We start from the raw sequence: 13644 nt of genomic DNA on the forward strand, positions 1-13644 counted from the left end.
CGGGCGGCGGGGTGGGGGCCCCGCCGCCCGTGCTCCCGAGCCGCTACGAGCGGGGGTCGCCGAACTTCAGCAGCCCCTCGCGGCGGCCGTACCGCACGGCGAGGACGCCGGCCGTGACGAGGATGACGGCTCCGAGGCCGGAGAACAGCGCGATCTGGCTGCCGGTGGAGGCGAGGCCCCCGGTGGGCGAGGTCCCGCCGGAGGTGGAGTCGCCGCCGGTGCCGCTGCCGCCGGAGGTGGTGGTGCCGGACGTGGTGCCGGACGAGTCGCCCGAAGAGCCGTCGGTCGGTTCACTGCTGGAACCGTCCGTGGGCTCGTCGGAGGGATCGTCCGTCGAGGAGCTGCTCGGGCTCGGTGACGGGGACTCGGAGGACGGCTCGGGGACGGTGAAGTCCACCGCGGGCACCGGGTTCTTACCGCCGGTGCAGTCCGGGCTGTAGTCCCAGTTGCTCGCCCCTGCCACGGCGTCGTCCGGCACTTTCAGAGTGGACCAGGTCACCGTTCCGCTCGCGTCGGCCGTGGCGGCGGGGAAGGTGGCGTCGTTGTGGAACATGGTCATCGAGTACGTCGCGCTCGGCTGGCAGCCGCGGATGAGGACCTTCACGGTCTGGCCGCGCTGCAACTCGGGGTTGTAGGCCAGCAGCTTGCCCGCGGCGTCGCGCATCTCGTACCTCGGCAGCTGCACGGTCACCTCGGCGGGCGCGGATTCCGAGGCTCCCCACTCGGCGGTGTTCCCCGGAGTGAAGCGGGCCGTGACGGTGTGGTTCCCCTCGGCCAGCGTCGACGTCTTGAACTCGGCCTTGCCGCCTGCGACCGTGGCCTGGCCCAGCGTGGTCGCGCCTTCCAGGAAGGTGACGGTGCCGGCCGCCGCCGCGGGCGACACCGCCGCGGTGAGCGTGGTCTCCTCGCTGGGCGCGACCACGGCAGGGGCGGCGGTCAGGGCGACCTGGGTGGCCTCCGCGCCTTCGCCGACGACCCAGTTGTCGCCGGTGACGGTGATCTTCTGGGTCCAGTACGGGTCGCCCGGCACGATCGAGTCGGGCGGAACGGCCCAGTCGTAGTTGTCCACGCAGCGCAGCCGCAACTCGTAGGTGCCGTCGCCCGTGATGACGTTCGACAGGCTGCTGACCGCCATCCCCGGGTTGTCCGCCGCGACCAGCGAGACCGCCGAGGTCGCCGCGGTGTAGGGGGCCTTGCTGGTGATCCCGTTGAGCGCCTTCACCTCGGTGCCGTCGGCCTTGACGACGTACAGGGCGAGGACGCTGTTCCAGTTGAGGTCTTCGATGGTGGCGGCGGGACATGCGCCGGGGATCGCGATCGAGCCGGCGATGGGCTGCGGGTCACTCAGCTTGCCGCCGGTGGGCGCCATGGTGAACTCGCCGACGGACGCCGCCCGGGCAGGCTGGGACTGGGACATGGCCAGGACCACGAGGCCCATGGCGAGTAAGGCACAGGCGGCCACGATCGCGGCCGCTCTTCGAAATGGTGGTAGCACTGTCACGGCGATGCCCCCCGGGGGACGGTTGACGGATGACGTTGACGGACGACAGCGCGTGGGGCCGGGCACCTGGAGGGTGCCCGGCCGTCACGCGAGGATCAGCAGACGATCACGGATCAGCGCTCGCCCTTGAGGGACGCGGTGGTGCTGTCGCCGCAGTTGGACGCGGCGCCGAAGCCGTAGGTCGCGATCGTGGAGGAGGCGGTGCAGACCTTCGAGCCCGTACCGACGAAGGTCTGCGCGATGACGGAGTCGGAGAGGTTGGCGGTCGGGACGACGTTGTAGACGTCACGGAGGAAGCCGGGGTCGAAGGCCGTGTTGAGCGCGATCGCGGAGCCCGTGCCCGTGGTGGGGGCCAGGCCGTTGATGCTGCGCAGACGCGACTCACCGCGACGGTTCGGGACGTCGGAGAGGCCCTTGCCCTGGGCGATCCACTGGGCGATCGAGTACGGCATGAGCTGGTTGCCGTTGACGATCGCCTCGCCGTTGTGCTCCTGGATGGTGCCGTTGACGCAGGAGCCGACCTGCGCCTCGGTGATGCCGATGGCCGACAGCCAGAAGGTCCGGGTACCGGAGCCGGACTGCGGCAGCAGCGGCTGCGCGTTCGGGAACTCGGTGGAGTTGCACTGGTAGATCGCGGCCAGCTGCGCCTTCGTCAGGTTCGTCGGCAGCGTGCTGCCCAGGTCGGTGGCGTAGGTCACACCGTCCTTGGCGTACGGGATCCACGTGAGGTCCGTGGTGGTGGTGTCCACCGGGCCACGCGAGGAGCGGGCGAAGTCGATGCAGTGGGTGCCGGCGGTGATGTCGGCGTTCAGCGCGTTGATACCGGCCGAGGAACCGTCCGGGCGGGCGACGGTGTCACAGCCGGTCGCCTTGGTCTTCACGGTGGCGGTGCCGGTGGCGTTCCACGACGCGACGATCTTGCCGTTGGCGTTCGTGACAGCGTCGCCGATGCCGTTCATGACGTACTGCGTGGTGTCCGAACCGACACCAGCCAGCTGACGGTAGTCAGTGACCGGGCTCGGGTCCGCCGAAGCGGGGGAGGCCAGGATGCCGAGACCGAGAGCCGCGACACCGAAAGCAGCGCCGACCTTGGCGCGAGACTTGACGTTCACTTCTGAACCCCTTGTTTTCTGGATTTCGAAGGCTGGCCGTTCAAGCAAAATCCGGATCTTTTTCCTGCCGGCCCGTCGGTCGGCCACCGCAAACAATTCCAGGATTTCCGCGCGGTGACCAACCAATTCCCCGTGAGAGAAAGGTTACGGGCAGGCTTCCTAGGTGTCTCCTAGGGAGTCCGACGCTGCGCGAAATGCAGCATTATTGGACCCGAAAGTCCTGCCGCTCCACCCAGGAACAGGACGACGAGAAGAATCCAGCGAATAACTCCCAGGATCTCTCCGGGGGTAAATCCCGCCTTGGCTTCCGCGACATTCTGCTGCGGCCCTGAGGAGGGTGGCGCGGAGCTGTTCACGGCTGCGGCGGAGTCCGAGGCCGAGGGGGTGGCGCCGCCGCCCGTTCCGCCCGCGGACGCTCCGCCGGTGCCCCCGCCGGAGGCGGAACCTCCGGTGCCGGCTCCGGATCCGAGCCCGCCCGAGGCACCCTGGTTCGACCCGTCGGACGAAGAGCTGGTCACGGTCTCCCCGCGCTCCAGGGCGTCGGCGGCGGTCCGGGCCTGCAGACGCTGCTGAGCAGGCAAGGGCGCGTAGCCGAAGGGCAGCTGGCCCGCCGACACGCCGGGCGTCTGGCCCGATCCCGCGACATACCTGATGAACTGGGCGTACGCCTTGCGGGCCTTCGCGTCCTGGTTCAGCGAGGCCGCGGCGTAGGCGACGGCCGTCAGCGGGTACGCCTGCCCCTTGGCGCGCGCCGGGTCGGGCTTGAGCACCGAAGCGTCTGCGGACGACGGCCGCATGGTCGCGACGTCGGCCGTGAGCGTGGCGGCCGAGGGCTTCACGAAGTTGCCGTCCGCGTTGCGCAGCGCCGCGGTCGTCAACCCGTAACGCTCCGCCGACGCGGCGTCGACGATCGCCATCACGGCACGCTGGCCCGACATGGGCGCGTCGTTGATGAGCTTGGCCGGCGACTGGGCGGTGTCCCCCGACTGCCACTGGATGGTGCGGGTGTTGTTGCCCCGGCGGGTTCGCAGGGCCCCGTCGTGCAGGTCGGCCGTGTACGGGTCCAGGTCGGTGATCGCGTAGCTGAGAGGGGGTGTCCCGTTGCCGAGGGCCGGCGTCGTCGTCGGGTCCACCTTGGGGTAGTCGGTCAGCGTGGTGTTCTCCGCCAGCTTCAGGTCCTGGAAATAGCGATTCACCCGCATCCCCCACCGGTCCTTCGTCCCGGAGAGGAAGCCCCGGGCGTCCGTGTCCGACTGGAGCCAGTTCCAGACGATCCGCGTCATGTCGGAGGACTGCAGCGGAACCATGAGGCTCCTCAGCTGGTGATTGCTCAGCTGAGGGAATCCTGGATTCAACTCCTTGAATTCCGGATCCTCTACGAGGGAAGCGCTGTTCCCTTTCAGATAATCAGGGGTGGCGCCCAGCGTCACGTCTTCCACATAGGAATGAGTGAGCATCTTCGCCACGAGCCGCGGATTCAATTTCATTCCCTGCACCACGCCGGAGGGACCTTCTATGAAGAAGGCGATCGCAAGTCCGGACACCGCCACCGGCGCGTGCACGACCTTGGATCCGTCCTCCGGCCGGGCGACCGGGTCGACGGTGAAGCCCAGCAGGGGCGCGTCGGCCGACGTGCTCAGGACCTGGCCCCTGGCCTCCTCCTCGCCGCCCTGCGTGAAGGCGAACGTGCTCCCCGTGGACGAGCACAGCTTCGGCTGCCAGGAAGTGACGGCGTCTGTCATCAGTTCGGAGCCGACCGTGGGCAGCTCCGGCTGGCCCTCCGGACAGAACGCGTCGACCGGCTGGAAGTCCAGACGGACGACCATCCGCTGAGCCCAGTTCGTCGCGGACAGCGGCGAGCTCTGCAGTGAATTGCCCGACTGGTTCGGTTTGGTGATCTCGGTGCCGTCCGCGTCGTGCGTGCCGCGCGGGACGACGACCAGCCAGCAGTGCCGAGGAACGGGGTCACTCGCGGCACGCGCCGTGTTCATGCCGCAGCCCAGGTGGGACGCCTGGATGCCGTCCTGCGCCTCGAAGGTCACCTCGCCCGTGCCGTCGGCATAGGTTCTGGCGAACCGCTGCTCGTTGGTGTCCAGCGGACCGAAGTAGGTGAAGTCGTGGGAGGACTTGGTGGGGGGCAGGTCACCGACCGGGCGGAACGGGACGAAGCCACCGGGGTACTGGGTCTCCCCCGGATCGGTGCCGACCAGTCGGCCGTTTCCGGCCCCGAGTATCGAGCCGTCGCCGCCGAAGACGCACTGATCACGATCGGGCCCGGCCGGATCGTCGCCCCAACACTGCATGATCTGCAGGAAGTTGACGGCGGCGTTCTGCCCGTCGATCGTCGGCGCCCCGCCTTGCCAGGTGACCCGCACGCCCTGCGACCGCAGGTTCTTCGTCTGGTGGACGGTCACCTTCAGCTTGGAGAAGTCGTCGTACCTGCCCTGCTTCCCCGTCACCGTGACCGCGGAGTCCTCCCCCGTGCCGTCCGCCGCCGCGGCGGACGGGGTGGCGGACGGCAGCGGGAGCAGGGCCAGGACCAGCGCGGCCAGCAGCGCGCTCACGGCGGCGACGACACGCCGCCGAGACCGGGACACGGCGGTGATGGCGGTCATGCCACACCCCCCTTGCGGCGGGCGCGGTGGGACATCATGCGCCCGATCAGGGGTGGCCCGACGACCACGCCGATCAGGAGCACGGCCGACAGTGCCATCAGCGCGGTGCGCAGACCGAGGGCGTCGCCGACGCCGAGGGAGACCGGACTGGCGGCGACCGAGGTGTCGCCGGTGCCTCCGTTGCCGCTGAGCACCTGGCCGGTGTCGGGGTCGACGACGCTGCCTCCCGTCGTCCCGCCCGTACCGCCGGTGCTGCCCGCCGTACCGCTGCCGCCGGTGGTGGTACCGGCCGTTCCCGTCGCGCCCGAGCCGCCCGTCGAACCGGAACCGCCGGACGCGCCCGAGCCGCCGGACGTACCGGAGCCGCCCGAGCCCGAACCGCCGCCGGACGTACCGGAGCCGCTCGGCGAGGTGGACTGCTTGGCGCCGCCGGTGCCGGTGGCGCACTGGTCCGCACCCTGCTTGTCGCACGCCGCGGGATACGGGGCGTTCTGGGCCAGGAGGTTCTTCCCGTCACTGGAGAACGTCGGGTTGTTGCAGTTCTTGATGTTGATGCTGTCCGTCACGGCGCCGGGGATCTTGCGCACCTGCTCCATGGCCGCCTGCACGAGGTTGATCGGCAGCGGCGAGTAACCGAGCCGGTCGGCCAATTGCTGGCCCTCGCAGAGGAAGTAGTTGTCGAACGCGCTCAGCGTGGCGCCCTTGGCCTTGGTGAACCCCATCTCCTCCTTGGTCGGGACGATCATGTAGCTGTAGCTGGACAGCGGGTAGGTGCGCCGGTCGCCGTACGTGTAGACCCCGTCCAGTTTCTGGGTGAGGTAGTTCGCGGACCGCGAGTCGTTGTTGATCTGCGCCTGGGTCAGGGCGACGGCCACACTGGAGGCGGTCGGCTCGACGTAGTACCCGGACTTGTTGAGGACCTTGACGACCGGGAAGCCCGCGTTCCTGGCGTAGGAGTACTCGACGTAGGTGATGGCGCCCTCGGCCTGGGGCTGCTTGGTGTAGCCCGCGACGCCGAGCGAGCCGGACTGGGCGACGAAGCCCGAGCCGGGGATGTTCGGGAAGTACGACGTCAGACCGCACGGCGTGGGTTTGCCCGCCCGACGGCAGTAGTCGTCCCACAGGGTGCCGTACTGCTTGGACATCCACAGGGTGAACTGCGCGGTGGTGCCGGAGCCGTCGGAGCGGATGACCGGGACGATACGGCGGGCCGGGAGGGCCAGCTTGGGGTTGTCCGCCTTGATCTCCGGCGCGTTCCACATCGTGAGCTTGCCGGTGAAGATCTTGCTGAGGACCTCCCCGGAGAGCCGCAGGTTGGTGACCTTGTTGCCGCCGATCTTCAGGTTGTACATGAACGACGTACCGCCGGCCACGATCGGCATGTAGGCGTACTTGCGCTGCGGCGGAGTGTCGGTCGTACCGAACTCCTTGAGGCCGTAGGGGATCTCGGACACACCGAAGTCGGACGTGCCGTTCGCGAACTGGGTACGTCCCACCGACGAGCCCACCGACGCGTAGTTCACGGTCATGCCCTGCTGGCGTACGTTGCGTCGCCACTGCTCGATGGCGTTGGCGCTCCATGTCGAGCCGGAGCCACTGATCTTCACGTAGGTGACCGCGAAGGCACCTGGCGGATGTACGGCCATGAGCGCGCAGACCAGTGCGACGACCAGCGCCAGCGCCTGGTACACGCGCACGCTGCGCGGACGACGGACGGGTGCGGATATCACGGGGTGCTCCTCGTCGATGCGGGACTGGTCGAGGCGGGGCCGGCCGACGGCCGGCCGGCGGTTGCGTACACGTCGAAGCGCTGCGCGTCACGGCGGGACGCCCTGACCCGGCGGTGTTCCTGGCGGCGGGTCAGCTTGCCCGGCCCACGGCCGCCGACGACGCGGGCCGTGACGAACAGGACGAGCACCAGCACCAGAAGCACCGCCGCGGTGCCGAAGCCGCGGGCGATGTAGGTCGGCTCGGGGGACTCGACGAGCTTGAAGGCCGCCAGCGGCAACGACACCATCGGGTCGTGGAGCGGGTTGGTGTTGAGCTCCTGGGTGAAACCGGCGGTCAGCAGGACCGGCGAGGTCTCGCCCACACCGCGCGCGGTGCCCAGGATGACCGCCGTGGTCAGCCCGGACCGCGAGGTGGGGAGCACCACGTGCCAGACCGTGCGCCACCGTGAGGTGCCGAGCGCGTAGGACGCCTCGCGCAGCGTGCCGGGGACCAGCCGGATCACCACGTCCGCCGCGCGGATGATGATCGGCAGCATCATCACGGAGATCGCGAGCCCGGCGGCGAGGCCGGACTGGCCGAAACCGAGGCTCAGGATGAAGGTCGCGTAGATGAACAGGCCGGCCACGATGGATGGCAACGCTGTCATCGCCTCGACGATGGTGCGGACGAACCGGCTGAAGGCGCCCGGGACCTCGTTGAGGAAGACCGCGCACACCAGCCCGGTCGGTATGCAGATCACCAGGGCGATGGAGATCTGCCACAGCGTGCCGACGATGGCGTGCGCGATGCCGCCGACGCTGAGGGGCTCCAGCGGACCCGCGTCGGCCATCGACTGGGTGTAGAAGTTCAGGTGCGGCAGCGCCTCGCGCCCCTCGTAGAGGGTGTAGACGACCACGAAGGCCAGCACGGTCAGCATCACCAGGCCGAGGCTCTGGACGATCGCGGCGGCCACCCGGTCACGGACCGCGGGACCGTCCTCGTCGAAGGAGACCAGCAGCGCGTACAGGCCGATGAAGAGCGCGTAGGCGATGACGACGAAGCCCAGGGCGCCGTTGAAGGGCAGCAGCCGGTCGAAGAACAGCCAGGTGAGGGCGAGGGACGCGGCGCCCGCGCCGACCATGGCGTACACGTCGGTGGCGCGCAGCGTGGAGAGGTTCCGGCGCGAGTCTGCGCGCGTTGAACTCCCGCCGGGCCGGCGTCCGGGCAGGTGGGTGGCCGGGGCCGGGGACGGCGCTTTCGGCGGACCCGCGGGGCTCGGATCGGCCCCCTGCCCCTGGTCGCCGGGCGGGCTCTGTGGAGCGGTGACGGTCATCGGGCTCGGTCTCCTCAGGAGTCGCTCGTCGCGCCGGAACGGCTGCGGGCGACGATCGACGAAGCGGCGAAGTTGACCACGAGGGTCATCAGGAAGAGCGCGAGGCCTGCGGCCATCAGCGCCGACATGCCCATAGGGCTCGCCTCGCCGTAGCGCAGGGCGATCAGGGACGAGACCGAGCTGGTGCCGTTCTGCAGGATGTGCGGCTGGATCACGAACACCGGCGAGATGATCAGGTACACGGCGATGGTCTCGCCGAGTGCCCGGCCCAGGCCCAGCATGGTGCCGCCGATCATGCCGCCCTTGCCGAAGGGCAGGACGACGCTGCGGATCATGCCCCAGCGGTTGGCGCCGAGCGCGTACGCGCCCTCCCGCTCGCCGACCGGAGCCTGCGAGAAGACCTCCCGCACCACCGAGCAGATGATCGGCGCGACCATCAGGGACACGACCATGCCCGCGATGAAGGTGGAGGAGGTGTAGACCGTCGCGGTGGCCAGGGGGTCCTTCGGATCGGCGCCGTCGACCTTGAAAAGGGGGATCCAGCCGAAGTAGGTCGAGATCCAGCGGGACACCGTGACCACGTGCCCCTGGAAGAAGAACAGGCCCCACAGGCCGTAGACGACCGACGGCACGGCCGCCATCAGGTCCACGACGCTGATGAGGGTCTGGCGCATCCGCGGCGGCGCGTACTCGGAGATGTAGAGCGCGGTGCCGAGTGCCAGCGGTACGGCGAACACGATGGCGACCATGGCGATCAGCACCGTTCCGACGAGCACGGCCGCGATGCCGAAGTGCCCGCCTTCGGGCTCCCACGCCTCGGTGGTGACGAAGTCCCACTTCGCGACCGACAGCGCCTGCCAGGCCCGGTACGTCAGGAAGCCGCCGACCAGCAGCATGATCGCGAGGACCAGCCCGCCGCCGCCGCGCAGGACGCCCCTGAACACGCGGTCGGGCAGCCCCCGATCGGGGTGCAGGCGTCTCGGCGGGTCGTCCGCCGGGGCCACAGCTCGCTCAAACATTCGCGTTGTCACATGGGACGACACTCCTGACGCGTGATGGACGCACGCGCACACGAACGTGAACGAGACGCCCCCGAGGGGCAACTTCCGATGTTGACGTGAACGCGGCGACAGAAGAACGCGTGAGGGGCTGGGGTGCGCTCTTGTGGCGCACCCCAGCCCCTCACCTGCTTGGTCGAGCCGTCAGCCCCGTCCGCTCGCCCGGGGTCGTCCCGTCGCTCGGCGTCGTCCCCTCACTCGGCGTCGTCCCACGGAATCACCCCACCCGACCCGAGCTCGGCCAGAAGAGCCCGGAAACGTTCATAGGCGGCCTGGCACGTCGAGTGCCGCTCGTAGGCACGCGAGGACACGGCCACGGTGCCGCCGGTGCCGTCACGCAGCCGCCAGACCCATCCACTGCCTTCCGCGGTGTGGTGCACCGCGCCGGGTAATTTCCCGATGTCGGCACACAAGCGCTCGAACGCCGCACGGCACTCGCCGTAGTTCCGGTACGTCCTCGCGGCCACGGCGATCACCCGCCCGTTCGTGGCAGTGAGCCGCCACGAGTAAGTGCCGTCTGCACCTATGTCTATTTGGCAGCGCGTGCCCGGTACGGCCGCGCCCCCCATTCTTGCCGCCATCCATCCCCACTCCTGTATCCCCATATCAGGAAGCCGCATGAGTCGACGCGGATTCGTCGGTCATGCGGCACACGCAGATTAGTGAGACTAAAGAGAAACTTGATCCACACGTGAAACACATTTCACGCGAAGGTTGCCCCTCGTTCATGCAGTTGACCAACAGGTCACCTCAAGAGTGGGCGAATTCCCCGACGCGTCGGCGGGGTGCCGCCCCCGGGGCGCCCGCCCTCCCGGCCCGCCACGAAGAGGGGCGGTACACGTAGGTGGCCTCCAGGTCCGCTGAAATTTGAACCGAATTTCCCCTTCGGCTTTCCACGGAAACGGCACACTCGATATTCGCGCGCATTCCCTTCGGCAGGAAATCAGCGACTTCACTCGGCCCTCATACAAACGTTCCGAAATCCCATGGCACCGAGTACGCTGCACACGTCAATTCGGGCCTGCCGGTGTGAAATTGACAGGCCGCGGCATTCACATTGGGGAATTCGCATGCGTATGAGTTCAGCTGTCGCCGCTGCGTGTGGCGTCGTCGCCCTGTCCGCCCTCACCGTTCCGGCCGCGCACGCGGACGAGAGGTTCGGTGACACCGACATCACCGGCGTGGTCGTCAACGACGGCAACCCCGTCGTCGTCGGCAGCGGCGCGAGAACCGTCACCGCCGAGATCACCGCGACCGACCCGTCCGGTCTCCAGCAGGTCAACGCCACGCTCTACCACGGCCCCTTCGGCACCCCGGACAACACCGTGGCCTCGACGGCGGCCTGCGGCCCGACGGTCGCCACCACGACCACCTGCACCCTGACCTTCACCCTGACCCCCGGCACCGCCCCGGCCAACAACTCGCTGGCCGGCGACTGGCACCTCAGCGCCTACGCGATCGCTCCCGACAGCGACGCCGTGTTCCTGGACAGCGCCGCCACCGTCAGCGTGCTGCGCGACAGCCAGGTGACCGTCGACGCCACCCCCAAGCCGGTGAAGTGGGGCCGCGTCCTCACCGTCACCGGCGGCGTGCGCAACGCGGACTGGGCGACCGGCACGTCCGTCGGCGCCGAGGCCGGCCGGCCCGTGAGCCTGCAGTTCCGCCCGAAGGGCAGCAGCACGTACTGCACACTCAAGACCGTGCCGACCGCGGCCGGCGGCGCCCTCTCCACCACCGTCCGCGCCTACACCGACGGCTCCTACCGCTGGTCCTACGCCGCCACGGCCGACACCGCGGCCGCGGTGTCGCCGGGCACCTTCGTCGACGTGGTGCGCTGACCCCGAGCAAGCGGCGCCGGGCCCCTCACGGGCGGCCCGGCGCCGTACGGGACCGGGGGCGGGAGGCCTGACGGTGTGCAGAACCGGAACCGGGACCGCGGACGGCCTGTTCGCGTACGGAACCGGGGGCACGAGCAGCATGACGGCGTACGGGACCGGGGCGCGGGCGGCCTGACCGCGTACGGAACCGGGGCACGAGCGGCCTGACCGCGTACGGAACCGGGGGCGCGGGGGGCATGACGGCGTGCGGGGGCCGGAACGCGGACGGCTTGACGGCGTACGGGACCGGGACCGCGGACGGCCTGACCACGTGCGGGGGCCGGAGCACGGGCAGCCTGATGCCGAACGGGACCCGGAACACGGGCCGGCCTGACGCCGAACGGGGCGACGAGTCAGGGTCCGCCCTGCGCAACGACGGACACCGGTCCGCCGCCGCACCGCCCTGGCGTCACCCCACCGCCAGCAGGATCGCCAGGACCACGGCCCCCGCGAGCGCGGGACCCATGACCTCGTACGCCCACCGCACGCTCACCTCGCCCTGCGCGCCCTCCGTGGCCGCCCGGGCCTCGGCGAGTTCGCGCAGGTCGTCCATGACCTGGTCGGAGTGCGAACGGGTGGGCCCGCTCGCCACCGAGGAGGTACGCCCGCTGCTGTCCGCGGCGGCGTTGCGCGCCTGCCGTCGGGCCGCGGCCTTGCGGGCGCGCAGGGAGACGGGGATCGCCCAGAGCTGGAACTTGTTGCCCTCGGCGTCGACCACCTCGTTGGAGTACCCGGAGCGCAGTGAGGCGACCTTGCTCCAGGGCAGCACGACGACACGGAACGGGTTACGGACACGCAGCCGGTCCTCGTTGGCGTAGACGGCGGGGCGCAGGGTGAAGGCGGCCACCAGCGGGACCAGGAGGATCAGCGCGGCGAGTGCCAGCCAGGGGGTGCGGCCGTGACCGGAGACCAGCGCGTCGATGCCGAGCCAGCCCGTGATGGCGAGCAGCAGTACGCCGCCCGCGATACCGGCGTGGGACCGGTAGATCCGGTCCTGCGACTCGGGTCGCGAGGCGTCCGGCACGGGTGGCTGGTCATCCGGGGTCGTCATGCCTCCGATTCTGCCCGACGCCCCCTGAACACTTCCGTCACCCCCGCCCCACGCCGCCGCGTCACCACGGGCGGGCGGGGATTCGTTCGTCCGCGGGTGGAGGAGGGCTGATCGCGCAGTTCCCCGCGCCCCTGGAGACGAGGCCGCGCCCCGAACCCCGTCCGGTCCGAGTGCCTTGCCCACAGGTCGACGGGAACCGATCGCACGGTCCCCGCACCCGGGCGGGGCTGCGCCCCGAATCCCCGGCCACTCCTGGTCGCCCGGCTGCGGGCGAGTGGGGGCCGGTCGCGCGGTTCCCCGCGCCCCCAAATGCCTCAGCGCCCCCGGCGTTCGAGAGCGAGCCCTCCGGCGGAAACCGCCCGGCGTGCGCTCCCCCACACCCACCCCCGGGGCTGTACAGCCGCTACGCGCGTAGATATGCTCAGCTCGTGACCATGCCCACCACTGCACCCGCACTCGGCGACGTAACCGCGTCGGACAGCACGCTGCGCCGCTTCCTCCACGGGCTCCCCGGCGTCGACACGGTCGGCCTGGAGGCGCGCGCCGCCTCGCTCGGCACCCGTTCCATCAAGACGACCGCGAAGGCGTACGCCATCGACCTCGCCATCTCGATGGTCGACCTGACGACGCTGGAAGGCGCGGACACCCCCGGCAAGGTCCGGGCGCTCGGCGCCAAGGCGGTCCACCCCGACCCCACGGACCGTACGACGCCCACCACCGCGGCCGTCTGCGTGTACCCCGACATGGTGGCCACCGCCAAGGACGCCGTCGCCGGCTCCGGCGTGAAGGTCGCCTCGGTCGCCACCGCCTTCCCGGCCGGCCGCGCGGCCCTCGACGTGAAGCTCGCCGACGTACGCGACGCCGTCGCCGCCGGCGCCGACGAGATCGACATGGTCATCGACCGCGGGGCGTTCCTCGCGGGCAAGTACATGAAGGTGTACGACGAGATCACCGCCGTGAAGGAGGCCTGCGGGACCAGCGCCCGCCTGAAGGTCATCTTCGAGACCGGCGAGCTCTCGACGTACGACAACATCCGCCGCGCGAGCTGGCTCGGCATGCTGGCGGGCGCGGACTTCATCAAGACCTCGACCGGCAAGGTCGCCGTCAACGCGACCCCGGCGAACACCCTCCTGATGCTGGAGGCGGTCCGCGACTTCCGCGCCCAGACCGGCGTCCAGGTCGGCGTGAAGCCCGCCGGCGGCATCCGCACCACCAAGGACGCCGTCAAGTTCCTGGTCCTGGTGAACGAGACCGCGGGCGCGGACTGGCTGGACAACCACTGGTTCCGCTTCGGCGCGTCCTCGCTCCTGAACGACCTGCTGATGCAGCGTCAGAAGCTGGCCACCGGCCGCTACTCCGGCCCCGACTACGTGACGGTGGACTGATC

10 protein-coding genes are annotated in these 13644 nt (G+C 70.0%); 2 read left to right on the forward strand and 8 right to left on the reverse strand.

The genetic code is table 11. The features are described 5' to 3' along the window. Positions 1 to 43: 43 nt before the first annotated feature. From ACIRA5_RS11635 to ACIRA5_RS11665, 7 genes are all read right to left on the reverse strand, one after another. Complete coding sequence (locus tag ACIRA5_RS11635; protein ID WP_403689803.1) at positions 44 to 1438, reverse strand: Ig-like domain-containing protein; 1395 nt, start codon at positions 1436 to 1438, stop codon at positions 44 to 46. 176 nt (positions 1439 to 1614) lie between these two features. Next, a complete protein-coding gene (locus tag ACIRA5_RS11640) occupies positions 1615 to 2613 on the reverse strand; it encodes a hypothetical protein (RefSeq protein ID WP_403689805.1) in 999 nt (332 codons plus the stop codon). 170 nt (positions 2614 to 2783) lie between these two features. Next, complete coding sequence (locus tag ACIRA5_RS11645) at positions 2784 to 5228, reverse strand: hypothetical protein (protein ID WP_403689806.1); 2445 nt, start codon at positions 5226 to 5228, stop codon at positions 2784 to 2786. After that, positions 5225 to 6958, reverse strand: a complete 1734-nt coding sequence (pstS, locus tag ACIRA5_RS11650) for a phosphate ABC transporter substrate-binding protein PstS (RefSeq protein ID WP_403689809.1) — start codon at positions 6956 to 6958, stop codon at positions 5225 to 5227. The genes ACIRA5_RS11645 and pstS overlap by 4 nt, the downstream gene beginning before the upstream one ends. After that, positions 6955 to 8271 (reverse strand): phosphate ABC transporter permease PstA, encoded by a 1317-nt coding sequence (gene pstA / locus ACIRA5_RS11655; RefSeq protein WP_403689811.1) that lies wholly within the window; start codon positions 8269 to 8271, stop codon positions 6955 to 6957. The genes pstS and pstA overlap by 4 nt, the downstream gene beginning before the upstream one ends. A 14-nt stretch (positions 8272 to 8285) precedes the next feature. Further along, entirely contained in the window at positions 8286 to 9290 is a 1005-nt protein-coding gene (pstC, locus tag ACIRA5_RS11660) for a phosphate ABC transporter permease subunit PstC (RefSeq protein WP_403689813.1), read from the reverse strand. A gap of 233 nt (positions 9291 to 9523) precedes the next feature. Further along, positions 9524 to 9805, reverse strand: coding sequence for a hypothetical protein (locus ACIRA5_RS11665; RefSeq protein ID WP_403689815.1), 282 nt, complete (start codon positions 9803 to 9805; stop codon positions 9524 to 9526). 600 nt (positions 9806 to 10405) lie between these two features. Here ACIRA5_RS11665 and ACIRA5_RS11670 point away from each other — a divergent pair. Then, a complete protein-coding gene (locus ACIRA5_RS11670; protein WP_403689816.1) occupies positions 10406 to 11167 on the forward strand; it encodes a calcium-binding protein in 762 nt (253 codons plus the stop codon). 448 nt (positions 11168 to 11615) lie between these two features. Here ACIRA5_RS11670 and ACIRA5_RS11675 read toward each other — a convergent pair whose 3' ends face one another. Next, positions 11616 to 12257 carry a PH domain-containing protein gene (locus ACIRA5_RS11675; protein ID WP_403689818.1) on the reverse strand — a complete coding sequence of 214 codons (642 nt, stop codon included), beginning with the start codon at positions 12255 to 12257 and terminating at the stop codon, positions 11616 to 11618. A 434-nt stretch (positions 12258 to 12691) separates the two neighbouring features. On the opposite strand from ACIRA5_RS11675, the gene deoC reads away from it, so the two are divergent. After that, positions 12692 to 13642: a deoxyribose-phosphate aldolase gene (gene deoC, locus ACIRA5_RS11680; protein ID WP_403689819.1), complete on the forward strand. Its 951-nt coding sequence runs from the start codon at positions 12692 to 12694 to the stop codon at positions 13640 to 13642. Positions 13643 to 13644 lie beyond the last annotated feature (2 nt).

It is taken from the genome of Streptomyces sp. NPDC096311, assembly GCF_044763085.1.
Classification (GTDB): Bacteria; Actinomycetota; Actinomycetes; order Streptomycetales; family Streptomycetaceae; genus Streptomyces.

Bases quoted from the DNA above. Each gene is read 5' to 3' on its own strand.
- ACIRA5_RS11635 (WP_403689803.1), bottom strand. From the start codon at position 1,438: ATGGGCCTCGTGGTCCTGGCCATGTCCCAGTCCCAGCCTGCCCGGGCG.
- ACIRA5_RS11645 (WP_403689806.1), bottom strand. From the start codon at position 5,228: ATGACCGCCATCACCGCCGTGTCCCGGTCTCGGCGGCGTGTCGTCGCC.
- pstA (WP_403689811.1), bottom strand. From the start codon at position 8,271: ATGACCGTCACCGCTCCACAGAGCCCGCCCGGCGACCAGGGGCAGGGG.
- pstC (WP_403689813.1), bottom strand. From the start codon at position 9,290: ATGTTTGAGCGAGCTGTGGCCCCGGCGGACGACCCGCCGAGACGCCTG.
- ACIRA5_RS11670 (WP_403689816.1), top strand. From the start codon at position 10,406: ATGAGTTCAGCTGTCGCCGCTGCGTGTGGCGTCGTCGCCCTGTCCGCC.
- ACIRA5_RS11675 (WP_403689818.1), bottom strand. From the start codon at position 12,257: ATGACGACCCCGGATGACCAGCCACCCGTGCCGGACGCCTCGCGACCC.
- deoC (WP_403689819.1), top strand. From the start codon at position 12,692: ATGCCCACCACTGCACCCGCACTCGGCGACGTAACCGCGTCGGACAGC.